Below are 26,467 nucleotides of genomic sequence, written 5' to 3'. Positions count from 1 at the left end.
TGTAGCTCTGAAATGGTGGTTCTTACTTTCCATTTTAACCTACGATGTGCAGCAATATGGAGGGCTATTTTTGCGGTTACGTTCATCATAGCTAGAATTTCCATTCGTTGTAATATCGCCTGATAAGGCCTCCCAGGTTCGTTAGCGCGCAATGATATACGGGGAGTCAGATGAGTTCCAAACCAAAACTGCTCTCATTCACATACATTTGTATACATTCGCACATACTCCTACTCATTCGAATTATTTCGCTTTATCCATCCGTATTCATCTCTCCTACTTCGTTGCCAGCATCTTGGATGCCTGTCCGAATGAAATGCCGGTATAGTAGTGTTTGAGAATCTGGGTGGCTGTGTGTCCCTCCTGCGCCATGCCGTTTGCTCCCCATTGGCTCATACCAACCCCATGCCCATACCCGAACGTTGTAATTTGGACCTCGTCACCTGTGCTCTTCCAACTGAACTGGCTGGATCTTAGTCCAAGCAGTTTGCGAACTTCGGGTCCGCTGAATGTCTCACCTGCAATCTGCATTTCCTTAATTCGATGCCCTTTGGTTGTAGACAGTACTTCCATCCACGATCCACCCTTCTGAGCGGTAACCGGAATGGCATCCAAGTTTAACTTCTGCAGAATCTCATTACGCTTCATGGTGACGGTCTGCTTGAATCCTGGTGCCAGATTTTTGTCCCACGGACTGTCCACACTTTGCAGATACGGCACAGCGTTCCCCCATACATCCTCCGCATTCTCGGTATACCCATTACTTGTGGAAAAAAAGGATGCGGTGATCGCCTTGCCCTGATATGTCATCACCGTATCTCGACTTTCGCGTACAGCCTGTTGCAGCTTCTCCCATTCCTTCGCCTTCCCTAGACGCGTCCAATCCGCTTTCACCTGATCTGGCGGAATAAACACCTGATGGCTGACCGTATCCGTCACATCCGCCGCACCCGATGGAACACCGCTTGTATCACTCGCAGCGAGCCTACGCACGATAAATGTACGAGCTGCTATTGCCTGTGCCTTTAACGCCTCCAATCTGAATTCCGCAGGCATCTCAGCTGCCACCACCCCGGTAACATAGTCTTCCAATGGCAGATTCATCGTTGTGCCCGTTGCAGACAGGTATACGCGTACTTTGGGTTCAGGGTACGTAACAGGAACGGCTGGCACAGGAGCTGGGGTTTTTGTACTGCTTGAATCTGTTGGAGCAGGGATCGGCTTTGGTGATTCGCTTGTCCGCGGCCATACCAGAATTACCGGAATCAGCAGCGCCATCGCCAATAAGGCAGATACAGCGGCGGCGGGTTGCCATCGCGTCGTATTACGTCCCCATCGGGGTTTTCGTCCAAACGTCCGCATTCGGCGACGCTTCACTCTGCGGAACTGGTCCAACTCAATAACAGGTATATGAATATGCTCGGTTGTCTTTCGGTTCAGTTCATCTGCCGACACCCGTCCTGGATTGGATAATCTTGCAGGCTGTGATGGAACAGTCCTCAGGTTCAACGGGGCAGGCTTGTCTTTTTCCACTCCAGAAACGGTATTTCCCTCCGGCTCTTGCATACCTGGACGAGGGACAAGGGGTACCTTTACCTGTACACGAGCTTCTTTCATTCGAATATAACCCTCCGTTATCTATGGCCGGTCATGTGCCGGTCGTGTTGTTCAAATCCATAGTTTAGGTTATGAGCTGGCTTGATCTGATAGAACCTGATTTGAGAGAAACGAGACCCTTTTCGTTCTGTTCGATTTCTTGTTTTCTTTTGCTATGTACATCTTAGAAACGTTGATCTGTCGCTGAATATCGGTGTTTAATTGGAACCGACACCCTATATAAAGTACGCTCTTTCATTTGGTTCAGAATTGATACAGAATACGATGTTATGCTATACAAGTTAGGACCAGCTATTAATAGAATCAGGTATCAAATATCTCGTCATCTTCTTAAAAGTAAACACAAAAAAAGCCAAGCCAGATGGCTTAGCTTTATCATTTTTTACAATATACGTTCCATCGCATTCATAATCCACACAACTGTGTGACTCATAATAGAGGGACCATATTTTTTCTATTCAATCCAGTGTTAAGCCAAAGTTGGTTGCACCTTAAACATTGGTACTTCTTTCTCCACTTTTTCACTAGGTGCTTTAGTTGCTTCCAGCTTAGGCTCATCAACCGAGATCCGATAGATGTCAGCGCCAAGTCCGTTAAGCTTCTCAGCGAGATGTACATAGCCACGGTCGATGTGATGAACACCGCCCACTTCCGTTGTACCTTCAGCAACAAGACCTGCAATAATGAGTGCGGCACCCGCACGCAAATCGGTAGCCGTTACTTTGGCACCCTTCAGTTTGGCATTACCTGTGACGATGGACGAACGTCCTTCGACTTTGATCTCCGCATTCATCAATTGGAATTCATCCACATGCATGAATCGGTTTTCAAAAACAGTCTCTGTCACGACACTTGTTCCTTCAGATGCAAGCAAGAGTGCCATCATCTGGGATTGCATATCGGTCGGGAATCCTGGGTATGGTAATGTTTTTACATCCACAGCTTTAAGAGGGCGATCTGCGATTACACGCACGCCATTCTCATCCGGTTGGATTGTAACACCCATCTCTTCAAGCTTCGCGATAACGGAGCCTAAATGATCAGAGATTGCACCTTCAATGTACACGTCACCACCCGAAATTGCAGCAGCAGCCATATACGTACCAGCTTCTACCCGATCCGGAATAACGGTGTGTGTAACACCTGTCAGTTTCTCCACACCTTCAATGCGGATCACTCCAGTACCAGCACCACGTACGATGGCACCCATTCCATTCAGGAAGTTGGCAAGATCCACAATCTCAGGTTCTTTTGCCGCGTTCTCCAGAACAGTTACACCTTCGGCCAATGTTGCAGCCATCATAATATTTTGAGTGGCACCTACGGAAGCCACATCCAGATAAATTTTCGCGCCACGCAACCGACCTTGGCTACGAGCTTCGATATAACCTTGGCCCAAGCTGATCTCTGCGCCCATGGCTTCAAAACCTTTCAAATGCTGATCAATAGGCCGTGTACCGATGGCACATCCACCAGGAAGTGAGATTCTTGTATGACCCATACGAGTCAACAAAGGCCCCATGACCAGGAAAGACGCCCGCATTTTACTTACCCATTCATACGGGGCTTCACAGGAAGTAAGTTTCTCCGCATTTACGGTAATCACTTCGTCCCGGTATGTAACTCCCGCTCCCAGCGATTCCAACACCTTGTTAATCGTCATCACATCGTCTAGAGGAGGCGCGTCAATAATAACGCTTTGTCCTTCTTCCCCTAAGAGAGAGGCAGCGATGATCGGAAGAACAGAATTTTTAGCGCCGCTAACTTTGACACTTCCGGTCAACCTTTTGCCACCGCGGACGATAAATTTGCTCATCATGGTTCCCTCCGCGCTTTTATTCCCTTTTCTTCATTCCGGAATACGTAAGCCCCACTGTGTGTAAAAAGGACTGTTGCTGTGTGTGGAATTTCGACATATTCTGGCATATTGCCACAGATGTCTGTTCAGAAAAGAATTGGTTTTTTATAATCCATATCAATGATACCATGTGCCGTGCATCTTGCTATTCAGCATGTAAAATCTGTGTTTTACAAGCCAGCAGAGCATCAGAACTGACAGAGTGGGATGGTTATTAGCCGGCATGAGCCGGATATCCCGTTTATAACTACAAAATAAGTGAACAATTGTGAATTCCCTAACTTCCATCATAACATTGTTGAATTGTACGATACAAGCATTTTTACATAAAACATCTCAAATTCATCCAATTTTACGTCACATTTTTTTCTTAATTTCTTTACCGACAACTCATACTCTAATTGTTAACACAATTAATCGATGTTATTCGACAATGAGCAGCTTGAAGAACCTAACAGATGATTAACCAACCATCTCAACATTAAAACAAATTACGCAACATTTGAGTCCAGGACAAGTAGTCAATGACAAAGCCAGCAACGGCATGCCCCAAAATGATGGCGAACAACAAATGCAACAGTCTTCCCTGAGCACCTCGTGGTTGCCTGATGATTAAATCCAGTTTGAGATTTGTCAAAGCCCACCAAGACAACGCTATACATAACAGGGAGACGATAATTGAGACCAAGCCATTGGTGCTTAACGCCTGGTTCACCTGATTCGTCAGATCAGTATCCATATATTCTTTACCTCCACATTTGTTGCAGCGATCAGCATATCATATGCCCGGCACCCATAACTTGTTAGTATACTGGAATGTCTTGAGCACAACATACTGAGCGTACTGTCAGATTTACTCCTGCCAGGCAGGAATCTCCTGATGCCCAATCACCGAGCAGCAACAATGCGGCTGTGCATGACTATGGAATCTACTACGCAGCTTCCTGCTTCTGCTGACTCTATGGAATATAGGCTCTTTCATCATACATTGTCAATTACATTGATTTCCACTTCTAAACTATTTTAATTTTAAAATGCCGGGATTTTGTGACTAAAACGACATAAAAGAGCGCTATTTCGATATCGATTCTGTCATTTCCTCGGAAATAATTTAAATTTACTTATGAAAAAAATGGTTCTCTTAGTGGTAAATGCGCCCACTACTTTAGTCCTACATTCTATTCAAATCCTCATAATCGGTGAATATTTTGCTTAAAATACTTCTGTTTACTGAAGGGATAAGATGGATTTGTGGTCAGCCATTTTGATATATTCGATAAAACAATTCTATCAAACAAACTCAAAAAAGCCCGGCAGACTAAGCCGCCAGGCTTCCAAGAATCGTTTATTTGCCGAACACATTAATCCGGTTAACCGCTTTTTGCAGCGCAATCTCTGCACGACGGTGATCAAAGTGGTCCTGATTGCTTTGGCTTGCAAGCCGACGTTCTGCCCGCTCTTTCGCCGCACGCGCACGATCCACATCAATGCTTTCCGGGAATTCAGCACTCTCTGCGAGTACAACAACCTTATCTTTACGAACTTCGATAAACCCGCCACCGATAGCAACTCGTTTATTTTCTTTTCCGTTATGGATATAGATCGGTGCAATCTGCAAAGGTGTAACCATAGGAATATGACCAGGCAGAATGCCCAGTTCCCCTTCAATACCACGAGCTGTGATGCTATCCACTTGTTCTGAATAGACCAGACGCTCGGGTGTTACAATCTCCAACAAAAAGGTGCTCAATTCCATCCCTCCTGAAACTATCCGAAGGATAGCCCACATAAGGACAATCCTGGATTCAGACTAAACCAGTGTTTTGGCTTTCTCCACTGCCTCTTCAATTGTACCAACAAAGAGGAAAGCTGCTTCCGGAAGATCATCATACTTACCTTCGAGAATCTCTTTAAAGCTGCGCACCGTTTCTTTAACCGGAACGTATTTACCTGGAATACCGTTAAATGCTTCAGCAACGTGGAATGGCTGGGACAAGAAACGTTGGATTTTACGAGCACGGTATACAAGCGCTCTGTCTTCCTCACTCAACTCGTCCATACCCAGGATCGCAATGATATCTTGCAGTTCATTGTAACGCGCCAAGATACGTTTAACGCCTTGAGCTACGTTGTAGTGTTCTTCACCTACAACTTCAGGGGACAAGATCCGGGAGCTGGATGCCAGCGGATCTACCGCAGGGTAGATACCCATCTCGGAAATTTTACGCTCCAGATTCGTCGTTGCATCCAAGTGGGCAAACGTCGTTGCAGGAGCCGGGTCAGTGTAGTCATCCGCAGGCACGTAGATGGCCTGGATGGATGTTACAGAACCTTTTTTCGTTGAAGTGATACGCTCTTGCAGTTGACCCATTTCTGTTGCCAGCGTAGGTTGGTAACCTACCGCGGAAGGCATACGTCCAAGCAAGGCAGATACTTCTGAACCCGCTTGGGTGAAACGGAAGATATTATCGATAAAGAGCAACACGTCACGGCCTTCTTCATCACGGAAGTATTCCGCCATCGTCAGACCTGTGAGGGCTACACGAAGACGTGCGCCTGGAGGCTCGTTCATTTGTCCGAAGACCATTGCTGTTTTGTTGATAACGCCGGAATCACTCATCTCGTGATACAAGTCATTACCTTCACGTGTACGCTCACCAACACCCGCGAATACGGAGATACCGCCGTGCTCTTGTGCGATGTTGTTGATCAATTCCTGAATCGTTACCGTTTTACCTACACCGGCACCACCGAAGAGACCGATTTTACCACCTTTGGCATAAGGAGCGAGCAAGTCAATAACTTTGATTCCTGTCTCCAGCATTTCTGCTTGGGTAGTCAGTTCATCAAATGCAGGCGCTGAACGGTGAATCGGGTTCTTCTGTTCAGTAGCTACAGCACCGCCAGTATCAATGGCTTCGCCGAGTACGTTAAATACCCGACCCAGTGTCGCTTCTCCGACAGGTACAGAGATTGGAGCTCCTGTATCTAATGCTTCCATACCACGTACAAGTCCATCCGTGGAGGACATCGCAATACAACGTACACGGTTGTCACCCAGATGTCTCGAAGCTTCGAGTGTAAGGTTCACACTTACGCCGCTCTCACTTACTGTAGTGATCGTAATGGCATTGAGGATTTCCGGCAGACCGCCGCGATCAAACTCGACGTCAACAACCGGACCCATGATGCTCACAACGCGTCCTTTGTTCATCTTAACGTTCCCCTCCTACAAGCCTGCTACTTTTGCAAAAATAATGTACCGTTCTTTTATCTTTGCTCTGCAAGCCTTCATTAATAAAAACAGTTAGCCTTGTGCTGCGTTGGCACCTGCCACAATTTCCGTAATCTCCTGCGTAATCGCCGCTTGACGGGCACGGTTATAGGTCAATGACAATTCGTTAATCATTTTGGATGCATTTTTGGTTGCATTACCCATCGCCGTCATTTTCGCGCCTAGCTCACTCGCCTTACCGTTCAAAAGCGCACCATAGATCAGCGTCTCCGCGTAACGCGGAAGCAAAACCTCCAGTACAGCCTCAGCAGACGGCTCGTATTCGTAGCTTGCCGTTGGTCCTTCCGCAGCAGTTACCTCAGGTGTTTCCATCGGAAGAAGTTTTTCTACCGTAGGAATCTGGGTCAACGCATTCACAAAGCGGTTATAACAAATGTACAATTCATCAAATTCAGCCAGTTCAAACCCATGAACAGCCTCGTGTGCGATGGATTTGATATCTGCAAATGAAGGCGAATCCGACAGATCCGTTGTTGTGGATGCCATCGCCATTTCACGACGTCTGAAGTAATCGCGTCCTTTACGTCCAATGACGAACAATTCGTAGTCATCCTGAGAGTTGTGGCGCTCTTTGAGCGTCTGATTAACCTGACGCAAAACGTTCGCATTGTATCCACCTGCAAGCCCACGGTCCGATGTAATGATCAGGTAAGCTGTCTTTTTGACCGGACGGCTCTCCAGCATCGGATGCTGTATGCCTTGCGTGCTTGATGCAATACTAGCTACAACTTCTTTCAGTTTCTCCGAATAAGGACGGGCTGCTTCCGCTTTTTCCTGCGCTTTACGCAGTTTTGCAGCAGCTACCATCTCCATTGCTTTGGTGATCTGCTTGGTGCTTTGTACGCTTTTAATTTGCCGCTTAATTTCGCGCATGCCTTTTGCCATGATTTCACCACCTTAAAGTTTTGACAAAGTCAAAACTACATCGTAAGCATCATCTTTTTTGACAGAGTCAAAGTATTACATGCAGACATGCGGAATCGGTTAGACAACTCCGCACCTGCAGTCATTTATTTAGACAGAGACAGCAAAGCTCTTTCTGAACTTCTCAATTGCACCTTTCAGTGCGTTTTCGTTGTCTGCAGTCAGTTCTTTTGTATCACGGATGGATGCAAGAATTTCCGGATGACTGCTCTCCATGAAGGCGAGGAACTCACCTTCGAAACGAGTCACATCACCTGTAGGAATTTCATCGAGGAATCCTTTAACGGCTGTGTACAAGCTGACAACCTGTTGTTCTACAGCCAGAGGCTGATTCACACCTTGCTTCAGGATTTCCATCATACGTGCACCACGATTCAGGCGAGCCTGAGTCGCTTTGTCCAGATCGGAACCGAACTGGGAGAACGCTTGAAGCTCACGATATTGAGCGAGGTCGAGACGCAGGGAACCTGCAACCTTTTTCATCGCTTTGATCTGAGCAGAACCACCGACACGAGATACGGAAATACCTACGTTGATTGCCGGGCGTTGTCCAGCATTGAACAAGTCAGCTTCCAGGAAGATTTGTCCGTCCGTGATGGAGATTACGTTCGTTGGAATGTATGCAGATACGTCGGAAGCTTGTGTTTCAATGAACGGCAGTGCGGTTAAAGAACCACCACCCAGTTCATCATTCAGCTTCGCAGCACGCTCCAGCAAACGGGAGTGCAGGTAGAAGACGTCACCCGGATAAGCCTCACGGCCCGGTGGACGACGAAGCAACAAGGAAAGCTCACGATATGCAGAGGCTTGTTTGGTCAAGTCATCATAGATAACCAGAACGTGCTCGCCTTTGTACATGAAGTACTCACCCATCGAACAACCGGAATACGGTGCGATGTACAAGAGTGGTGATGGATCGGAAGCTGCTGCAGTTACAACAATGGTGTACTCCATTGCGCCTTTACGACGAAGAGTTTCCACAACTTGAGCAACTGTAGACTGTTTCTGACCAATAGCCACATAGATACACTTCATGCCGCTACCTTTTTGGTTCAGGATCGCATCAATCGCGATGGATGTTTTACCTGTTTGACGGTCACCGATGATCAACTCACGTTGTCCACGACCGATTGGAACCATTGCATCAATGGCTTTGATCCCTGTTTGCATCGGCTCATGAACCGATTTACGATCCATTACGCCTGGTGCTTTACCTTCAACCGGACGGAATTCCGTTGTTGCGATTGGCCCTTTGCCATCTACAGGAATACCGAGCGGGTTCACAACGCGTCCAATCAATGCTTCGCCTACAGGCACTTGCATGATTTGGCCAGTACGTTTCACTTGGTCACCTTCACGAATATCGTAGTAAGGTCCCAGGATAACGACACCAACATTGCTTTCTTCGACGTTCATGGCGAGTCCCATAACACCGCTTGGGAATTCAACCAACTCGTTGGACATGACGTTCTCAAGTCCGTAAACACGAGCGATACCATCACCAACCTCGATTACCGTTCCGACTTCGACTACATCGATATCGGTCTTGTATTGTTCGATTTGGCTCTTAATTAATGTACTGATTTCTTCTGGTTTGATACTCAAGTGTCCTCACCCCAATCTACTGTACTCGTCTGTTAAAAGACTGCTCAAGACGTTCGAGCTTGCCAGCCAAGCTGCCGTCATAGATCGTATCGCCAATGGCGACTTTCAATCCGCCCAGCAGAGTCGGATCAACAATGTTCTCGATACGAATCTTTTTATTCACACGGCCACCGAATTCACGGGCTACCGCTTCTTTTTCTTCATCATTCAACGCATAAGTGGAATAGACACGTGCATCAGCGATGCCCAGCGACTCACCTTGGATCTTCCGATAATCATTCAGCAAGTCTCCCAGCAATTCAACGCGTCCGCGTTCAATTAACAACAAGACTGTACGAAGGACAGGTTCGGATACCTTACCATCAAGACTTGAGTGAAGCACGTTCTGCTTGACTTCATCAGAGATATTAGGAGATACGATAAATTTCTCGATATCTGCATCTCCGGTCAATGCACTGACTACCGCAACCAGTTCCTGTTCAACCTCAAGTACCTGCTGTTGCTGAAGAGCAACTTCGAACAATGCTTTCGCATAACGCTTGGCAACAATCGTATCGCGGCTCATTGTCGGCCTCCTACCTCATTGAGGTATTGGTTCACAAGCTCTTCTTGTGCAGGACCGTTCTCAACTTCTTTTTTGATCAACTTGGATGCAATCTGAACGGAAGCTGTACCCAGTTCGCTGCGAAGTGCTGCGACTGCTTTGTTCTTCTCGCTCTCGATTTCGCGTACTGCATCGTCTTTCAGACGATTAGCTTCAGCTTTTGCATCAGCCAAAATCGATTCAGCTTGTTTGCCACCTGTTTGTTTGGACTGTTCAATGATGTCGTAAGCATCTTGACGTGCTTGCTCAAGAGCTTGTTTTTGTTCCTCCACATAGGCAATGGCCTGTTCCCGAGTCTGTGCAGCCTCATTCATCTGCGTCATCACGAGTTCACGACGTTTTTCCATAATGGAGAACAAAGGCCCGAAGGCATAACGGCTAAGCAGCCAATATAAAATTACAAATGCAATCATCGCAAGAAGCGTATTTTCCCATATGAAACTCAATCTGTTCACTCCTTCCTGGAGGTATCCTTGAAACGTCATCCGTTAGAACGGACATTACCTAAAAAGAAGGCGCGGATGGCTATGGCCTTCCCCGCCAAACCTTTAAAATTTGATTAAGCCATACCGTAGAACATGAACGCGAGTACCACACCGATGATCGGCAATACCTCGATCAAACCTACACCGATAAACATTGTTGTTTGAAGAGTGGATTTTGCTTCCGGTTGACGGGCAATACCTTCCACCGTTTTGCTGATTACCATACCGTTACCAATACCTGCGCCAAACGCGCCCAGTCCTGCAACAATTGCTGCTGCGATTAATGCCATTGCTCCCATTTGTATATCCTCCTTAAAATGATAAATCGAATTTTTTTATTGTTCAGCCTGGTGAAGAAATCTTCGTAGGGCTTGAAACTTAATGCTCGTCATGCGTCTCGATGCTCTGTGAAATGTACACCATCATCAAGATAACAAACACAAATGCCTGGATCGCGCCGATAAAGATACTAAAGCCTTGCCACACCATAAGTAGCGGAATCGCTGCAATAGCACCAAACACTTTGAATGTGGTCAGTTTCAGGATCGTTGCGATCAGTACCTCACCTGCAAAGATATTCGCGAATAAACGCATACCGTGTGTCAACAGCTTGGATGCCGTCTCAATCAAGTTGATTGGCAAGAACAAGGCGAATGGCTTGAAGTAATGCTGGAGATACCCTTTGGTGTTACGGAACAATCCAAGTCCATGAGATACAAGGAACGCTACGAGAGCAAGTCCCATCGTTACAGACAAGTCGGCTGTTGGTGATTTCCACCAGGCCAGTTCAACGTGTGGGTGTGCTTCAGGGTCCTTGGCATGCGCTTTTTCAAACGCCTCCACCGCTGTAACAATCGGCTTACCGAATACCTGTGCCTGATTAACATCTGTTACCTCAGATACAGCCACGAGCGGAAGGCCGAGCATGTTCCCTACAAAAATGAACATAATCATGGAAAGAGCGAGAGAGATAAAATGTTTACCTTTCTTCATATCCATTGTACTGGAAATCAGATTGCGGACGAATTCTACTGCCCACTCCATAAAATTTTGCAGCTTGCCGGGATTTTCAACGGATAATCTCCGTGTTGCCAGTACAGCAAAAATAAAAACAATTGCACCTGTAACTACCAGCATCAACAGAACCGATAGATCCAGTCGAAATCCGCCAAGCATAATAATTGGAGCTTCATGCATATTTTTCTCACCCCTTTCTCGACTTGAAAGCTGCAGCCCTTAACATCATTCTGCTCTGCGGGAATAGACAATCCCTATAATCAATAAGGAATATTGTGCAATGACGAGACCGCCTGCAACCGCATATGTATTGAAGTACTGCGGAAAGCGCATCGATATGAATATACCGAGCACAGCGAATGCCGCTCTTGTCAAAAATCCCAAGTTGACACGCTTCAAGTTACCTTCTGCCGCATCATCAGACATTTTCCTTACTTTGTAACCCAGGTAAAATGCATTGATCCAGCTAACTCCTGTACCCAGGGCCAGTCCCAAAGCAATTGTCTCCACACGTGGCATAAAGGCCGCTGCGAGAAAACAAATCATAAGAAAGTACATGACGAAAACAGTCATCGATCTGCGGTATCTGGTTAGTTCACTCATCACTTTCCCCCATGATTTTTTTCGCGATAAAGTAGATGCTTACACCGCCTGCCGCAAGAAAAAAGAGAACGCTTACGGCGATCCATATTCCGTTACCTCCGATGGTCTTGTCCAACCAGGAGCCAGCGTAATATCCGGCAACAGCGAGAATGGCAATCTCGATCCCAAAAGCTGTCACGAGTCCCATCGCTTTCCATACATTATCGTCATGGTTACGGGATGAATTTGGTTTGTTCGAATCGGCCATTTTCCACGCCACCCTTGCAATCCCAGTTAATTTTACTGAATGATGAGAGCCTTTGTCAATTGAATGATTTTAGCGTTTTAAAGGGGAAAACGACGGGAATACAGACTCTCAAAGCCCATAAACCCGCGTAAACCGTACAGTTTAACTGTATGCTTGCCCTTTATAAATCCGTCAGAAAAAATGTATTATTTTTTGAATTTTCTGTGAAATGATTCCGGACGCTCACTATTTACACCGAAATGATGCAAAATCGCATTGACAATTCTTTCCGAAGCATGTCCATCACCGTATGGATTGGCAGCCTGGCTCATGCTTGCATACAGGGTTTTGTCTGTAAGCAGAGCTTTGGTCCGTTCATACACACGTTCCTCTTCGGTACCTACCAATTCCAGCGTTCCGGCTTCAATACCTTCCGGGCGTTCTGTTGTATCGCGCAATACGAGCACAGGCACACCAAACGAAGGTGCTTCTTCCTGCAAACCGCCTGAATCGGTCAAAATCAAGTGAGTGTGCGGGTAAAAGTTATGCAAATCCACCACGTCTAGTGGATCAATTAATTGAATACGGGGATGATTCCCCAAGATCGCGTGAGCCGGCTCCTTCACAGCAGGACTTGGATGCACCGGGTACACGATGGCAATATCTTCGAATTCGTCAGCAATCCGTTTGACGGCCTGGAAAATGTTGCGGTGAGGCTCGCCTTGAGATTCACGGCGGTGAGCTGTCATCAGCACAAGGCGTTTGCCTTGGGCCCAATCAAGTACCGGGTGTGTGTAGTCCTCCCGTACTGTATATTGAAACACATCTGTTACCGTGTTGCCTGTGACGTACGTACTAGACTCTGATTTATTTTCTTTGGCAAGATTGGAAGAAGACCAATCCGTTGGCGCAAAGTGTAGATCAGCCAGTACTCCTGTCAACTGACGGTTCATCTCTTCCGGATATGGAGACAGCTTGTTCCACGTCCGCAGCCCCGCTTCCACATGTCCTACCTGAATTTGTTGTAGGAATGCTGCGTAGCTCGCTACAAAGGTAGTCAATGTATCCCCGTGAACCAGTACAATATCCGGCTTAGCTTCTGCTAACACTGGCTCCAGACCACCAAGCACACGAATTGTAATTTCATTCAATGTCTGACGGTCTTTCATCACATCCAGATCATAATCAGGATGAATGTCGAAAACTTCAAGTACCTGATCCAACATCTGGCGATGCTGCGCAGTTACGCAAACAATAGATTCAATAGACTCAGGGTGTTTCTGCAATTCCAAAATAAGCGGAGCCATCTTGATGGCTTCCGGACGCACCCCGAAGATCGTCATGACTTTAATTTTGTTGGACATTCGAGCAAAGCCCCTTTTCTACTCCGCATGCAATATGCTTATTTAGTGCCGTATAGACGGTCTCCTGCATCTCCAAGCCCTGGAACGATATAACCATGATCATCCAGACGGTCGTCCAATGCTGCTACATAGATATCCACATCGGGATGTGCATCCTGCACAGCTTTTACGCCTTCCGGTGCTGCAACCAGGTTCATCATCTTGATTTGGGTACAGCCACGTTTTTTGAGCACGTCAATAGCTGCAATTGCCGAACCACCCGTTGCCAGCATCGGATCAATTACAATCAATTGACGCTCTGTTACGTCTGTAGGCAGTTTGGTGTAGTATTCTACCGGTTGCAGTGTTTCCGGGTCACGGAACAGACCAACATGTCCAACTTTTGCCGCTGGCAACAATTTCACAACGCCATCCAGCATTCCGAGTCCTGCACGCAGAATCGGCACCAGTCCGAGCATACGTCCAGAGATGACTTTACCTTGTGTTGCAGCTACAGGTGTCTGTACATCAATCGTTTCCAGTTCAACATCTCTTGTAATCTCATAAGCCATCAACGTTGCTACTTCATCCACCAATTCACGAAAATCTTTCGTATTCGTACGCATGTCGCGTATAAACGTCAGTTTGTGTTGAATCAAAGGGTGATCACATATTACTAATTTTCCCATCTAATTTGTCCCTCCGGTAAGTTCTTCATGTTAAGCATTTCCAAATATACCTAGCCGCCATTCATGGGCTCGATAAATCCTGTATATTATATCATCACCAACAACGAATTACACCATCAAAGGGCACCCAATCATTACAGATTACCGAATCCTATAAAAAACAGGACCGGAAAATGAGTCTTCCGGTCCTGTTTGCTCCTGCTGTTATGTCGTTGAGAATGTTCAAAAACGTGTAAACACTAATAGTGCTCCGCAAACCGAATGACCTTCCGATCGCTGTTATCCCCAGATTTCTTTGATCCAATTATAATTGTTGAAATCTGGGGATAGCATATGCTTCCGAAGCAGCTTTCTTTCAGAAAGCTTTTAGGCGAGCGCTACGCTTCTTCAGGTTCTTTCGGTTAGCTCCGTCTGCGTGTGTACATTAAGAACACTCAAATACAAACAGCATGAGCAAAGTTTTTTAGTATTTAAGATCTGTATAGAGCGGGAATTGGTCTGTCAGTGCAGTCACTTCTGCACGAGCTTCATCCAGCTTCGCCGTATCTTTTGGATTTTTCAGCGTTTTAGCAATGATCTTACCAATAGCAACCATCGCTTCTTCGTTCATGCCACGGGAAGTTGCAGCAGGTGTACCAATTCGAATACCACTCGTTACAAACGGGCTTGTAGGGTCGAATGGAATTGCATTTTTGTTCACGGTAATGCCGATGGAATCGAGCACATGCTCAGCTTCCTTACCAGTGATGTTCACACTGCGTGTGTCGATAAGCATCAAGTGGTTATCTGTACCACCGGATACGATGTTCAATCCTTCAGCGATCAGTGTTTCAGCCAGAACCTGTGCGTTTTTCACGACATTCTCTGCATACGTTTTGAAAGATGGTTGCAAAGCTTCACCGAATGCTACCGCTTTGGAAGCGATCACGTGCATCAGAGGTCCACCTTGGGAACCAGGAAATACGGCTTTATCAATCGCTGCTGCCCATGCTTTGCGGCACAGAATCATACCACCACGAGGTCCACGCAGCGTTTTGTGTGTAGTTGTTGTTACGAAATGCGCATGTGGAACCGGGTTTGGATGCAAACCAGCAGCAACCAGTCCTGCGATGTGAGCCATGTCCACCATGAACAAAGCGCCTACATCATTGGCGATGGAAGCCAGCTTTTCAAAATCAATGGTACGCGGATATGCACTTGCACCTGCAACGATCAGACGAGGGCGGTGTTTGAAAGCCGCTTTGCGTACTTCATCATAATCAATCAGGAATGTATCTTCCTGTACGCCGTATGCTACAAAGTTGTACAGCAAACCGGATGCGTTAACCGGGCTACCGTGTGTGAGGTGTCCACCATGGGCAAGGTTCATACCAAGTACAGTATCACCAGGTTTCAACGCTGCAAGATAAACTGCCATGTTTGCTTGTGCACCGGAGTGAGGTTGAACATTCACGTGTTCTGCTCCGAACAATTCTTTTGCACGATCACGTGCGATATCTTCAACGATGTCTACATGCTCACAACCGCCATAGTAACGTTTACCTGGATATCCTTCAGCATACTTGTTGGTCAGAACAGATCCCATTGCTTCGATTACTGCTTCACTTACGATGTTCTCGGATGCAATCAGTTCGATGTTGTTCTGTTGACGTTTCAGTTCAAGATTCATCGCTTCCAGTACTGCCGGGTCATTCTTGCGCAATTGTTCCATGATTAAATTCCTCCCAAGTATAGTGAAGTAGGTTGAATATGTTAGTCACAAAATGTCGAATCTGGTTGTTCTTCCATACGATAAACCGCGCGTTCGCCGCCAATCAACTTCGGACGGGTCAACGCTGTGGTCACACGTGCATCTCCAACATAGCGAAGCGCTGTACGATAGGGTACGGCTACATGCCGAAGATGCATCCCAATCATCGTCTCCCCAATATCCAGGCCCGCATGGGCCTGCACATGTTCAGCCAGGCATGGATCGGTCAGCGAACGATATGCTGCGGATGCCATTGAACCTCCGGCCTTGGGCACGGGTACTGCACCAACCTCGGTCAATCCAAGTCGAGTAAGCACAGAACGTTCCATTACCAGCGCACGGTTCAGATGCTCACAACATTGGAATACCGTGTCAAAACCGAATTCCTCCTGCACCTCGCGTATACCCGCAAGAAGCTGCTGCGCCACTTCAATGGCACCACTCGTACCAATCCGAGCGCCTGCGACTTCACTTGTGCTTGTACCGATCACAACGATCTGTCCAGGCCCAAGCTGTCCGGCAAGCGCCAGTTCATGCAGAATAGACGCGGTCTGTTCCTGCAATCCGGGTTGTTCCGAATCTAACTCTATAATCATCCTATCATCGCCTCCCGATAAAATCATGCCCGCTGTCTCTTGGCTGTCCTTCGTATTCTTGCACGGCATCTCAGGTACTATTATAGCGAATAATCAGATGAAAGACGAAAAAAAGAGCAGTCTGCGGGTAACGCAGAATTGCTCTTTTGCCCAGGCGACCGGCCGTTTGTTCCGGTGCTCCATCGTGGTTATGCCCACTTCGTCGCCAGTTACACCGGATCCCTGTTTTCCCCTTCATCATAAAACAACCGGCGGCTAAAATCAACGGTTAATTTACATCACATGTCCTATTTCTATAACCTGCCCCGCAGGATCAGAATTTTCCCAGCTTATCCAAAAGCCGATCCAGTGCCGTCCGAATCTCGGCCGCAGCTATATTGTAATCATCACGGCTGCCACCAAACGGATCAGAAATGTCGAAACTTGGAATCCGTTGTCTAATCTCGATGGCTCGCTCACGCTCCGATGCCAGGATCTCTTGCCCAAGGGCACGTTTCATCTCAAGCGTTGCAAACAGGCTGTCCAATTCCTGAACATCTCTTAATACCTGCTCGTCGTCCTCCACATACTCTTTCAACGTATAGGTTTTGTGGACTGAATCGGGAAAAACCTGCATGACATGCTGCTTATGACTCCGTGTTAATGTAAGAACCAGATCGGCCCAGCCTACCAGGTTAGAGCTAAGCTGTGTGGAATGAGGTGGACCTTCAACGTTATGATCTCTCAAAACCGCTTCAGCATGTCGGGAGATCGGCATCCCCGACGTTGCTGCCACACCTGCGGAGCGAACCTCTACCTGAATGCCGCGCTCCGATGCCAGTTTTCGCAAAAGCCCCTCTGCCATGGGGCTGCGGCACGTATTTCCTGTACATACGAATAAAATATGTTTCATTGTGTTAGCCTCCCCATTTTACATATGATGCGAATGATATGATTCCTTAAGTTTTATTCTAAAATATAAACAAAAGTCCAAACGCAAGCAAGATTGCGCCACCAATAGCTTCGCCGTAATCTCCAAGATTCTGACTCACCCGACGGCCTAATAGCAGACCCATAACCGACATCACCCCGCCACAAACGCCGAAAGCAAGTACGGTTAAGATCAGATCACTGCTAAACATCCCTAAGGAAACGCCAACGGAGAACGAATCCACACTTACGCTGAGGGAGAACAAAACAACGCCGAGCAGGGAACGGTGGTCCACCAGCTTGGTATCGCCTTCACGGAATGCATTCAGAATCATATGACCACCCAGCAGGATAAGCAATCCCCCTGCCGCATAGGTCGTAATGTCACCGAGCAACGAGCTGACGTATTTGCCCATATACATGCCGATGAGCGGCATGATGATATGAAATAGCGCCGTTACTGTGCTGATTCGCAATACATCCCGTAGTCGAATGCCCTTCATGCCAATTCCGATTCCGAGCGAGAACGCATCGAGGCCAAGCGCAACAGCCATGATCAAAATGGTTACCAACTGCCCTACATGGGCAGACACATCCCACATCCCCATACCCCCAAGTCACGTAAAGGTTCTTGTACACGATATGCGGACAAGGACCTAAACATGACCGATGAAAGGCATTTTAGAACAACATAAAATCTATTCCTAATAAATCATTCAAACTGATTTACTGCTTGTAAAATACGTATTCACTCAACCTATTTAGTAGCTAGTTCTTCCCTAGGTTCTTCAAAATCTTCAAAATCTTTGGTCTTCTTTATTGGGTCTTGTAGTGTAGACTGCGCAGCCAAACTATTAAAATGCTCAACACTAGCATGATAAACATTAATATTTTCAAAAGAATCTTCCATCCTGTTACTCATCCAATAAAAATCGTTTAGACTTATAGCATTTGTCTTCTTCGCAATTTCCCAAGAATCATACGTGGTCAAGCCCAGCGATTCAAGTATTTGATTCGCTCCTTGACGTTCCTTAGGGAAAACACGGTCACTTAGCCAGAGTTTTATGTCTTCTTGGCTTGGTTGTTTATCCCTGTCAATATAGAGTTCTCCCGAACTAGCGTGGATGAGCTTATACAGTCCGAAGGGGTACCCCGCATCTCCCAATTTTTCAGCTTCCACTGTTGGCGTATATTTTTGCCCATCCAATGAAAATTCTCCAATAATAATATTTTTATATCTGAGAAAATAAACGTTGGACATGTTTATACCTCCTAGCGACAAACTGTTTAATAAATTCTATTCTTTCTACAGACATCAACGGTGCATATCTTTCAATTACAGCAACAACCTCTTCAATCGAAATATTAAGATTTATTCCCTCTAAGTTATCTTTATCCACCAAATCCAAAGCTCCGCTTAAACTGGTAAAAGGCTTGCCAATAGAAAACCCTAAAATTTCTTGATCTTCGTTCACGATATCAGAGTCACTAAACTCAGAACAGAAAGCTAGACCATGATCAAACAAGGGTGCAAAAGAAAACTTTTTTTCTTTTCTATCCACTATGAACCCAAAATTTTTCTTATGCCGATCTGTGTTATGAATAATGTAATCAAATATAATCATCTGATCTATATTTTTCTTACCGCCATCCAGACCTTCTACCGTTAGTTCCTTATATAACTCTTTTCCCTTTTTGCCTGTAATTACATCACAGCTAGCAAATTCCTGATGCGGAAGCTTAAAAGACTGACTAACGCTTACCAGAACTTTGTTCTGATCTGCGAGAAGTCTTTCAAAAGATTTGCCTCGATATTGTCCTTTTTGCCTTTCAGATAATTGCTCGACCTCTTCTTCTGAGAGAAACAAATGTATATCGACAATCCAAAGTTTATAATGAACCACATTAAAACCTAACAACTCACCTATCTCACACGCTATCTTTTCTGACATAGGTTGATCTATGGAGAAGAATGTACCTCTGCTGTATCCAGATTTCACATACAGAAGCCCTGATTTATCATGATGTATATTAAACTTCCTTAGTACACCTAAAGAAGAAGGTGTTGAAGCTTGTATTTGTGTCGTCCTGGACTGCGGTATAATAACATCAGCAATATGAAAATCATCTAAAATATATTCACCATATTTTCTCAAACCTGAACTCACGATGGAATCCACCACTAATCACCCTTCCCTTAGACCATAGACCCATAGTTCCAGAATGAATCAGTCTTTAAGCATCGGAGATTGCCGGTTGCCAACTTGTATGAGTTGGTTACCCGCCGCCTTGAGCAGCCGATTCATGACGGCTGCTCCCAGACCTTCGCGTGAGCAGGCTTCAGCCACAATATATGTGGCGCCTTGCTCATCGCAGCTGCGCAGCGCGGCGTATAGCCGGCGCGCTGCTTCTTCCAGCTCGCTGGCGTCACCCAGCGAGAACACGGCATCGGCGCGGTACTGCTCCGCGTGCTCGGCGAACGCCAGCACAGCGGTGCGCTCTCCGCGCTGCGCCGCCTCTGCGAGGGCGGCGCTGATCCAGGCCGCCACCGCTGCGGGCGGCCCCTCCACCACGCACAGCGCCCCTGCGGGTGCGTAGTGCGTGTACTTCATGCCCGGCGAGCGCGGCGCCGGGCTGCCCACGCCATCGGCCCCCTCCGCGAGTAGCGCGGGGTCCGTGGCGACACGGGCGGCAACGGCGGACAGTTGTTCCGCCGTAATGCCGCCAGGGCGCAGGATGGTGACGGTACCGTCGTCACCGACCTGCACAACCGTGGACTCGACGCCCACCCCGGTGGGGCCGCCGTCCACGATGCCGCCGATGCGGCCATCCAGATCCTCGCGTACATGAGACGCGAGTGTTGGGCTTGGCCGCCCGGAGCGGTTGGCGCTTGGCGCAGCCACAGGGCATGCCGCCGCCGCGATCAACTGCAAGGCCACCGGGTGGTCCGGCATGCGCACGGCCACCGTGTCCAGTCCGGCGGTGACACGTGGGGACACCGCCCCCAGCCTAACCGGCAACACCAGCGTCAATGGTCCCGGCCAGAAGGCCGCCATCAGCGCTTCCGCCGTTTCATTCACTTCCGTGACCAGCGCATCCAACTGGTCACGGTGCGCGATATGCACAATCAGTGGATTGTCGGAAGGTCGGCCTTTAGCGACAAATACAGCCTCCACGGCTGCTGTGCTACGCGCATCAGCACCCAAGCCATAGACCGTCTCGGTCGGAAAGGCCACCGTCTGACCTTGACGAATGCAGGCTGCGGCAGCCTGCAAGTCGGCGAGCGCCTGTTGATCGGCGCTCCCCTTTTTCACATCCAACATTTCAATATTACCCAATCCGTGATCGTTCTCAGCGCTCACCAAGACGCGTACATCCCACATCTCAGTGACCAGCTCTCCCGGAGCTTTCATATCACGTTCTTCTCTATCATCCCTCATCTCAGAGGTGTGTTGCACTGGTTCGTTTTCTCTGCTCATATATCATCATTCCTAAACTTCAAGTAGGTTAGTTCATATCCATATTCAATATAAGTAATTATAACATACCTGTCCCAACTCGGATGCCCTTCAAACTTCGCCCGGAAATTCACCTCAAATTCATATCAAAAGGGCAGCTTCTTGAATCGAAGTCGCCCTTTTTTGTAGTATAAATCCGTTGTTATGCGAACAATCCAGTTACCCAACTCCATAGTTTCACAGCCATATCCCACAGAAAGAATCTCGCTTCCGGTGTGTCTCCCTGCACAGATGCCTCTGCATCTCCTGGTTCAGCCGCTGCGGCTGATACCGTTGAAGGTTTCGCCAGTGCATCCCCGGTCCCTGCATCAATGAAACACAACGGCGGGAACAACACACACCACCAGTTCTGACCTTTTCCTTCGCCCAGCGTAATCCGAACCGCTTCATAATCTCCGGCAGGATACACAGTGCCACCATATAGTTTGGTCGGGAACGGAACGGAACCCAGCTCCACCTGATACTCATAATTTAAACCGCGACTGGCCAACTCTTCTCCTACTCTATTCTCAATCTCGGACAAATGCTCACGAATAACCTTGCGCGCTTCATCCAGACTTTGCGGATTCTCCAGTTCGGCTACCCACTCGCCCATCTGAGCAACGACAGCATCCCGAATCTCGCGTTTCACCAATTGATCTCCCGGTGCATCCGAGTTTGCTAGAATACGCAAGCGAATCGATTGTTCTGGAATTGCTGTGGCCGCCACAGCTGCATCCGTTTTCTGACCTTCCCACATCATGATAATCATCATAAGACATACAATAATAAGTCCAATTTGCTTTACAATTCTTCTGCTCATTCCGTTCTCCCCCTCGGCTCTCTGATCACGCTACCTGCAACTCTCTCATGTCTATCAGTATGCCCGGTAGAGACGGAAGTAAACCTAGCATTTGTAATAAATCTACTAGAGGTTGTTCAAAAAGTCTGCTTTTGATTACAAAGGATGCCCAGCTGCATCATCAACGTCGATTATGAAATTCAGCCGATATAAGCGGGAGGCTTACGAAGGTTGTTTCCCAAGGAACCATTTTGATTGCTCACGTAGTTTATCCTACGCTCCACTACTCCATTTCTAGCCTCATCCCATCTTCTCGGTACTGAAAACCCAACTATTTGAACACGTACTACTAGAGTGTGTATTTAAACCCAGGCAAGTTATGCGACGACAAAATACAGCGTCCAAGAAGCCTTGAAGAGTGTACTGGCGACCCTAGGCGAATGACTCTCGCGAGTGACCAGTCGATGCTCTAAGGAACCGAGGACGTCTTATTTGCCCTTCAGGTATTCTTTTGAAATTGTAAGGAACATGAGGCACGTTATTTCCCAAAATCATCTAATCAACACGCTACAAAAGGCTGTTTATGTTGATATAACGTGTCTCAGATTCATTAGCTTTCTCCGGACACTTCAAATCCCCGAATAAGACGTGTGTGGTTCGTTAGCTCCTAACACCACCTAACTCTTAACTCCTAACCCCTAACAGCTAGCACTTGAAGCTTCACATCATGCCCATATACGCTGCTCCAGATTCTTTCAGGTTCGCCTCAGCCTACAGCAGGCTCGAAGACACCTATGCATTGCTTCTTTCATCTCTCATTCACACTTTCTCACCCATCATGTTAAAAAGGCTGATCCGCACCTGGTTACAGGGCAAATCAACCTCTTTATTCCTATAAACGATCACGTTATACATCCCACCGCTTTACTTTTCACTTACACCGACTCAACAGTTACACAGCACTTTTCTCTTTCTTGAGCATATTCCATAAACGTTCCGACAACCGAGGTTGCTGCTCCCCCATCAGAAGTTCATCCTCCTCTTCTTGCCCGTACAACTTAATGCTCATGACTACACCGATGCAAGCCATATTTATAAGCAAAGAGGTGCCGCCGTAACTGATGAACGGTAACGTAATACCTGTGAGTGGCATCAGTCCGAGGAACGCCCCCACGTTCTCAAACACCTGATACAACAACATTCCGATAATACCTACAATGATGACGGGTCCCGCGCGATCTCTACATGCCAGAGCAATCAGCACCATGCGGTGGATCAGGATAAAGTACAACAGAATCAGTACGGATGCACCAACAAACCCAAACTCCTCTGCGATCACAACAAAAATGGAATCAGAATACGTATAGGGGACTCGTCCACTCTGAACGGATGTTCCTTGCAAATAACCTTTGCCGATGATGCCCCCTGAACCGATGGCTAAACCTGCATTTTTCGTATGCCAAGAAGCCTTTGAGGTAGCCTTTTCCGGTACAAGCCAGGGATCAATCCGCTCCGCCCAATGCTCACGTTTTATCTTCTCAAGAAAAGTGAATACTTCATCATGGTAGAAGGTATAGGCTTTGACAAAACCAAAGAACGCTACCCCCACAATCGCCAGTGCAATCAATGCGTGCTTCAGCCTCATATTTCCGATCCAGAATACCGCAGCCAAAATCACCACATACCCCAGCGCATTCCCCAAATCATTCTGAGCCATAACAAGGGCAAACGGAATAAACGCCCAACAGCCAATCGGCACAATATCTCTCCAAAATTTCAGCGTGCCTCGTTGTCTCTTCACGATCAAATGGGCGAGAAACAGAATCAGAATCATCTTGAACAGCTCTGCCGGTTGAAAAGAAAAGTTCTCGCCCAGCTTCAGCCAACCGTTGGCGTTATTGATTGAACTTCCCAGGACATTGGCCAGGATCAGTAGTATGATCCCCAAGCCATACAAATAAAACGCATATTTCACGTATAACTTGTAATTCACAAGCCCGATCACAAGCACCGCAATGAACCCGGCCACATAGAAATACATCGTTTTGACATGATGATTCACCAGGTTGGCATCTGTCTGCGTTCCGCTATAAATCGCAAATACACTAATAATCATGAGCAACAGCATTACAAAAAGAATAACACCGTCCATCTTTTTCAACATTCTCAACATGACTCTGTCCATCCCCCTGAAATCTAGCATTCTATGATTTCCAATTGAACTCAATATTACCATTGTATATAATTGGATAATAAAATGGAAATCAGGGTCGTTTCAGGTTAAAAAACGAACTATTCAACGGCCTGAATTACGCCGTAAAAACAATAAAAACCCCAAAACATCCACCCAATGTAACTTGGGTTGGTCTGTTCCAGGGTTCTATAGTTATCTAGCTTATATACATAAATCTGACGTGCTATTTCACGGTTTGACTCAGAAACGTTATTGCTCCTGCTGGGATGGCTTGCGTCTTAGCAATTTCCTCACCAGATCCGTAATACTCGGTTGTTCCGCAGAGCCAAGAATATCCTCATTCTCTTCCGTGTGGACCTTAATACTCATCACAAGACCCATGCTGATCATGTTGATCATAATGGAGGTACCACCCGAACTGATAAACGGCAGCGTAATTCCTGTCAACGGCATCAGACCAATGAATGGACCAATATTAACAAAGATCTGGTAAAGCAGCATCGCTATGATCCCAACAATGAGATAAGGCCCCGCGCGATCCTTACACTCCAGTGCAATCAGCACCAGCCTGTGAATCAGGATAAAGTACAGGAGAAGCAGTACCGAGGCACCGATGAAACCAAATTCTTCCCCAATCTGCACAAAGATGGAGTCAGCATAGGCCAGCGGCACCCGATTCGACTGAATCGTTGTGCCTTCCATATAACCTTTGCCTGTAATCCCACCAGAACCAATCGCAAGCTTTGCATTATACGTCTGCCAGAGTACATCTCTTGAGGTCAGCTCTGGTACAAGCCAAGGGTCAAAACGATCCGCCCAGTGCGAACGTCCAATGTCATTCAGAAATTTAACAATCTCATCATGGTAATGAATATACGCCTGTGTACCACCGATAAAAGCAGCCACTGCGATCATAAAGCCAATGAGGGCATGCGTAAATTTAATGTTACCAATCCACAGTAAGCCCACAAGAATGACTACATAGCTTAATGCATTTCCCAAGTCATTTTGAAGCAATACGAGTAGTAACGGCGGCAGAACACAGAGCGAAATCGGAATAACGTCACGTCCAAAATAGAGCGGACGGTTCTTCTTTCGGGCCAAAAAGGCCGATAAAAACACAATCAGGCATAACTTGAACAATTCAGCAGGTTGCAAACTGACCCCGAAGATGGACAGCCAACCTTTTGCACCATAATACTCCTTACCAAAGAACATAACGAATATGAGCAGGAGCATCCCCACGCCATAGATATATAAATAATTTTTGATTATGAATTTATAGTTGATCATCGACATCCCAAAAAAGACTACGAAGCCCAAAATATAAAAGATCACTGCGCTTTTCGGGAGTCCCTCCAGCTTTGGACGACCAAACGTTGTACTGTAAATCGATAAAATACTGATACCCATCAGAATAACGAGTATAAAGACAATAGAATAGTCTATTTTTTTAAATTTGTGCAGCATGTAATTATGTTCCCCCAAGCATTCAGAAATCTTCGGTATATCTCATTGTAGAGGATTTCACGGCAAAAAGAAAACCCGCGGAACCTTACATTTTCGTCACCTGTTCCGAAGTACGAACACCCAGGACATGCCGCTCGATTCCGGCAAGGTCCGGTACAATGATTATTTCCGGCCAATGTCCCGCCGATTCAAGCAAAGCTGCGATGTCGCGAGCCTGCCCCTGGCCCAGCTCAAAACCAATGATCTGCGGCGGCGCAGGCAGCAGCGCCACTTGCTCCAGCATGATACGGTACGGTGCAAGCCCGTCCGGACCACCGTCCAGTGCCATGCGCGGCTCATGATCGCGCACCTCTTGCTGTAACCCGGCGATATCCTCCGCCGGGATGTATGGTGGGTTGGACACCAGGATGTCCACCCGAGCCCCGGCGAACGGGGCCAGCAGATCGCCTTCACGGAAGTCGATCTGTACGCCGTTCGCGGCCGCGTTCCGCGCGGCCACTTGCAGGGCAGCCGCCGAGAGATCCCCGGCGCCTACCTGCCAGCGCGGGCGCAGTGAAGCCATCGTCACCGCGATGGCACCACTGCCCGTGCCGATATCGACGGCGAGCGGAGCGCCGTCAGGAAACACGCGGTCGGCTTCGCGCAGCACAGCCTCGACCAACAGCTCGGTCTCCGGCCGCGGAATCAGCACGGCCGGTGTGACCTCGAACGGCAGCCCATAGAATTCCTGGCTGCCGATAATGTATTGCGCCGGCTCACCCGCAGCCTTGCGCGTGACGGCGTCCTCCCAGCGGCTGCGATGCTCGCTGGGAAAAGGCTCCGGCTGCATCATGTAATACGCGGCGCCATAAACGCCGAGTACATGTTCCAACAGCAGCCGGGCATTGTTTTGCGGCTCGTACACGCCGCACTTCTCCAAAAAAGAGGAAGCCTCCACGAAGGCTTCCCGACAGCTCTGTTCCGGCATCATGACAAACTGCGCT

Annotated in this window: 26 protein-coding genes and 1 riboswitch; all 26 genes read right to left on the bottom strand. The window is 47.3% G+C overall.

All coding sequences use genetic code 11. The features are described 5' to 3' along the window. Positions 1-276 precede the first annotated feature (276 nt). The 26 genes from spoIID to prmC all read right to left on the bottom strand — a co-directional run bounded on the left by spoIID (position 277) and on the right by prmC (position 26,454). Entirely contained in the window at positions 277-1,617 is a 1,341-nt protein-coding gene (spoIID, locus tag J2Z28_RS20380; protein ID WP_211084050.1) for a stage II sporulation protein D, read from the bottom strand. 469 nt (positions 1,618-2,086) lie between these two features. Beyond that, positions 2,087-3,433, bottom strand: a complete 1,347-nt coding sequence (gene murA / locus J2Z28_RS20375) for a UDP-N-acetylglucosamine 1-carboxyvinyltransferase (RefSeq protein ID WP_017691942.1) — start codon at positions 3,431-3,433, stop codon at positions 2,087-2,089. Positions 3,434-3,956: 523 nt separating this feature from the next. Next, positions 3,957-4,214, bottom strand: a complete 258-nt coding sequence (locus J2Z28_RS20370) for a DUF1146 family protein (protein WP_211084048.1) — start codon at positions 4,212-4,214, stop codon at positions 3,957-3,959. Between the two features lie 606 nt (positions 4,215-4,820). Next, positions 4,821-5,225 carry a F0F1 ATP synthase subunit epsilon gene (locus J2Z28_RS20365; protein ID WP_017691940.1) on the bottom strand — a complete coding sequence of 135 codons (405 nt, stop codon included), beginning with the start codon at positions 5,223-5,225 and terminating at the stop codon, positions 4,821-4,823. Between the two features lie 60 nt (positions 5,226-5,285). Continuing rightward, complete coding sequence (atpD, locus tag J2Z28_RS20360) at positions 5,286-6,689, bottom strand: F0F1 ATP synthase subunit beta (RefSeq protein WP_105406848.1); 1,404 nt, start codon at positions 6,687-6,689, stop codon at positions 5,286-5,288. A 93-nt stretch (positions 6,690-6,782) separates the two neighbouring features. Continuing rightward, the gene (atpG, locus tag J2Z28_RS20355) at positions 6,783-7,655 is read right to left on the bottom strand and encodes an ATP synthase F1 subunit gamma (protein ID WP_076319219.1); all 873 of its coding nucleotides are present in this window, start codon (positions 7,653-7,655) and stop codon (positions 6,783-6,785) included. Between the two features lie 129 nt (positions 7,656-7,784). Further along, on the bottom strand, positions 7,785-9,299 hold the full coding sequence (gene atpA, locus J2Z28_RS20350) for a F0F1 ATP synthase subunit alpha (RefSeq protein ID WP_036612563.1): 1,515 nt from the start codon (positions 9,297-9,299) through the stop codon (positions 7,785-7,787). A 16-nt stretch (positions 9,300-9,315) separates the two neighbouring features. Beyond that, positions 9,316-9,864, bottom strand: a complete 549-nt coding sequence (locus J2Z28_RS20345; protein ID WP_036667767.1) for a F0F1 ATP synthase subunit delta — start codon at positions 9,862-9,864, stop codon at positions 9,316-9,318. Next, positions 9,861-10,349, bottom strand: a complete 489-nt coding sequence (gene atpF, locus J2Z28_RS20340; RefSeq protein WP_211084047.1) for a F0F1 ATP synthase subunit B — start codon at positions 10,347-10,349, stop codon at positions 9,861-9,863. Before atpF ends, J2Z28_RS20345 begins: the two co-directional genes overlap by 4 nt. Before the next feature lie 113 nt (positions 10,350-10,462). Then, positions 10,463-10,687, bottom strand: coding sequence for a F0F1 ATP synthase subunit C (gene atpE / locus J2Z28_RS20335; RefSeq protein ID WP_017691934.1), 225 nt, complete (start codon positions 10,685-10,687; stop codon positions 10,463-10,465). A 79-nt stretch (positions 10,688-10,766) separates the two neighbouring features. Then, positions 10,767-11,585 carry a F0F1 ATP synthase subunit A gene (gene atpB, locus J2Z28_RS20330; RefSeq protein ID WP_017691933.1) on the bottom strand — a complete coding sequence of 273 codons (819 nt, stop codon included), beginning with the start codon at positions 11,583-11,585 and terminating at the stop codon, positions 10,767-10,769. A gap of 45 nt (positions 11,586-11,630) precedes the next feature. Next, positions 11,631-12,008 (bottom strand): ATP synthase subunit I, encoded by a 378-nt coding sequence (locus tag J2Z28_RS20325; RefSeq protein WP_017691932.1) that lies wholly within the window; start codon positions 12,006-12,008, stop codon positions 11,631-11,633. Next, the gene (locus tag J2Z28_RS20320) at positions 12,001-12,255 is read right to left on the bottom strand and encodes an AtpZ/AtpI family protein (RefSeq protein WP_017691931.1); all 255 of its coding nucleotides are present in this window, start codon (positions 12,253-12,255) and stop codon (positions 12,001-12,003) included. Before J2Z28_RS20320 ends, J2Z28_RS20325 begins: the two co-directional genes overlap by 8 nt. A 185-nt stretch (positions 12,256-12,440) precedes the next feature. After that, the gene (wecB, locus tag J2Z28_RS20315) at positions 12,441-13,598 is read right to left on the bottom strand and encodes a non-hydrolyzing UDP-N-acetylglucosamine 2-epimerase (RefSeq protein ID WP_036667768.1); all 1,158 of its coding nucleotides are present in this window, start codon (positions 13,596-13,598) and stop codon (positions 12,441-12,443) included. A 38-nt stretch (positions 13,599-13,636) separates the two neighbouring features. After that, complete coding sequence (gene upp / locus J2Z28_RS20310; RefSeq protein ID WP_017691929.1) at positions 13,637-14,266, bottom strand: uracil phosphoribosyltransferase; 630 nt, start codon at positions 14,264-14,266, stop codon at positions 13,637-13,639. 463 nt (positions 14,267-14,729) lie between these two features. Then, positions 14,730-15,977, bottom strand: coding sequence for a serine hydroxymethyltransferase (locus J2Z28_RS20305; protein ID WP_164783303.1), 1,248 nt, complete (start codon positions 15,975-15,977; stop codon positions 14,730-14,732). Positions 15,978-16,018: 41 nt separating this feature from the next. Next, the gene (locus J2Z28_RS20300; RefSeq protein ID WP_211084045.1) at positions 16,019-16,612 is read right to left on the bottom strand and encodes a TIGR01440 family protein; all 594 of its coding nucleotides are present in this window, start codon (positions 16,610-16,612) and stop codon (positions 16,019-16,021) included. 141 nt (positions 16,613-16,753) lie between these two features. Then, positions 16,754-16,835, bottom strand: a riboswitch (ZMP/ZTP riboswitch). Positions 16,836-16,925: 90 nt separating this feature from the next. Beyond that, positions 16,926-17,504, bottom strand: a complete 579-nt coding sequence (locus J2Z28_RS20295) for a low molecular weight protein arginine phosphatase (RefSeq protein ID WP_017691926.1) — start codon at positions 17,502-17,504, stop codon at positions 16,926-16,928. 58 nt (positions 17,505-17,562) lie between these two features. Further along, the gene (locus tag J2Z28_RS20290) at positions 17,563-18,123 is read right to left on the bottom strand and encodes a manganese efflux pump MntP (protein WP_211084043.1); all 561 of its coding nucleotides are present in this window, start codon (positions 18,121-18,123) and stop codon (positions 17,563-17,565) included. 155 nt (positions 18,124-18,278) lie between these two features. Next, positions 18,279-18,782, bottom strand: a complete 504-nt coding sequence (locus J2Z28_RS20285; RefSeq protein WP_211084041.1) for a hypothetical protein — start codon at positions 18,780-18,782, stop codon at positions 18,279-18,281. Continuing rightward, positions 18,754-19,689, bottom strand: coding sequence for a HipA domain-containing protein (locus J2Z28_RS31535; RefSeq protein ID WP_211084039.1), 936 nt, complete (start codon positions 19,687-19,689; stop codon positions 18,754-18,756). The genes J2Z28_RS20285 and J2Z28_RS31535 overlap by 29 nt, the downstream gene beginning before the upstream one ends. Before the next feature lie 60 nt (positions 19,690-19,749). Beyond that, positions 19,750-20,934: an L-threonylcarbamoyladenylate synthase gene (locus tag J2Z28_RS20275; protein ID WP_415841507.1), complete on the bottom strand. Its 1,185-nt coding sequence runs from the start codon at positions 20,932-20,934 to the stop codon at positions 19,750-19,752. A gap of 247 nt (positions 20,935-21,181) precedes the next feature. Next, entirely contained in the window at positions 21,182-21,841 is a 660-nt protein-coding gene (gene spoIIR / locus J2Z28_RS20270) for a stage II sporulation protein R (RefSeq protein ID WP_076254010.1), read from the bottom strand. Between the two features lie 931 nt (positions 21,842-22,772). Further along, positions 22,773-23,993: an FtsW/RodA/SpoVE family cell cycle protein gene (locus J2Z28_RS20265; RefSeq protein ID WP_211084035.1), complete on the bottom strand. Its 1,221-nt coding sequence runs from the start codon at positions 23,991-23,993 to the stop codon at positions 22,773-22,775. Positions 23,994-24,263: 270 nt separating this feature from the next. Then, positions 24,264-25,484 (bottom strand): FtsW/RodA/SpoVE family cell cycle protein, encoded by a 1,221-nt coding sequence (locus tag J2Z28_RS20260; protein ID WP_076254008.1) that lies wholly within the window; start codon positions 25,482-25,484, stop codon positions 24,264-24,266. Positions 25,485-25,569: 85 nt separating this feature from the next. After that, entirely contained in the window at positions 25,570-26,454 is an 885-nt protein-coding gene (gene prmC / locus J2Z28_RS20255) for a peptide chain release factor N(5)-glutamine methyltransferase (protein WP_211084069.1), read from the bottom strand. Between the last annotated feature and the right edge of the window lie 13 nt (positions 26,455-26,467).

This window comes from Paenibacillus xylanexedens (assembly GCF_017874615.1).
Lineage (GTDB): Bacteria > Bacillota > Bacilli > Paenibacillales > Paenibacillaceae > Paenibacillus > Paenibacillus xylanexedens.
This window is presented reverse-complemented; position numbering and strand designations above follow the sequence as displayed.

Bases quoted from the DNA above. Each gene is read 5' to 3' on its own strand.
- atpB (WP_017691933.1), bottom strand. From the start codon at position 11,585: ATGCATGAAGCTCCAATTATTATGCTTGGCGGATTTCGACTGGATCTA.
- J2Z28_RS20345 (WP_036667767.1), bottom strand. From the start codon at position 9,864: ATGAGCCGCGATACGATTGTTGCCAAGCGTTATGCGAAAGCATTGTTC.
- spoIIR (WP_076254010.1), bottom strand. From the start codon at position 21,841: ATGAGCAGAAGAATTGTAAAGCAAATTGGACTTATTATTGTATGTCTT.
- J2Z28_RS20325 (WP_017691932.1), bottom strand. From the start codon at position 12,008: ATGAGTGAACTAACCAGATACCGCAGATCGATGACTGTTTTCGTCATG.
- atpD (WP_105406848.1), bottom strand. From the start codon at position 6,689: ATGAACAAAGGACGCGTTGTGAGCATCATGGGTCCGGTTGTTGACGTC.
- J2Z28_RS20370 (WP_211084048.1), bottom strand. From the start codon at position 4,214: ATGGATACTGATCTGACGAATCAGGTGAACCAGGCGTTAAGCACCAAT.
- J2Z28_RS20275 (WP_415841507.1), bottom strand. From the start codon at position 20,934: ATGAAAGCTCCGGGAGAGCTGGTCACTGAGATGTGGGATGTACGCGTC.
- prmC (WP_211084069.1), bottom strand. From the start codon at position 26,454: ATGATGCCGGAACAGAGCTGTCGGGAAGCCTTCGTGGAGGCTTCCTCT.
- J2Z28_RS20295 (WP_017691926.1), bottom strand. From the start codon at position 17,504: ATGAAACATATTTTATTCGTATGTACAGGAAATACGTGCCGCAGCCCC.
- spoIID (WP_211084050.1), bottom strand. From the start codon at position 1,617: ATGAAAGAAGCTCGTGTACAGGTAAAGGTACCCCTTGTCCCTCGTCCA.
- atpG (WP_076319219.1), bottom strand. From the start codon at position 7,655: ATGGCAAAAGGCATGCGCGAAATTAAGCGGCAAATTAAAAGCGTACAA.
- upp (WP_017691929.1), bottom strand. From the start codon at position 14,266: ATGGGAAAATTAGTAATATGTGATCACCCTTTGATTCAACACAAACTG.
- J2Z28_RS20300 (WP_211084045.1), bottom strand. From the start codon at position 16,612: ATGATTATAGAGTTAGATTCGGAACAACCCGGATTGCAGGAACAGACC.
- wecB (WP_036667768.1), bottom strand. From the start codon at position 13,598: ATGTCCAACAAAATTAAAGTCATGACGATCTTCGGGGTGCGTCCGGAA.
- J2Z28_RS20260 (WP_076254008.1), bottom strand. From the start codon at position 25,484: ATGCTGCACAAATTTAAAAAAATAGACTATTCTATTGTCTTTATACTC.
- J2Z28_RS20290 (WP_211084043.1), bottom strand. From the start codon at position 18,123: ATGTGGGATGTGTCTGCCCATGTAGGGCAGTTGGTAACCATTTTGATC.
- J2Z28_RS20305 (WP_164783303.1), bottom strand. From the start codon at position 15,977: ATGGAACAATTGCGCAAGAATGACCCGGCAGTACTGGAAGCGATGAAT.
- J2Z28_RS20320 (WP_017691931.1), bottom strand. From the start codon at position 12,255: ATGGCCGATTCGAACAAACCAAATTCATCCCGTAACCATGACGATAAT.
- J2Z28_RS20285 (WP_211084041.1), bottom strand. From the start codon at position 18,782: ATGTCCAACGTTTATTTTCTCAGATATAAAAATATTATTATTGGAGAA.
- J2Z28_RS20265 (WP_211084035.1), bottom strand. From the start codon at position 23,993: ATGTTGAGAATGTTGAAAAAGATGGACGGTGTTATTCTTTTTGTAATG.
- atpE (WP_017691934.1), bottom strand. From the start codon at position 10,687: ATGGGAGCAATGGCATTAATCGCAGCAGCAATTGTTGCAGGACTGGGC.
- murA (WP_017691942.1), bottom strand. From the start codon at position 3,433: ATGAGCAAATTTATCGTCCGCGGTGGCAAAAGGTTGACCGGAAGTGTC.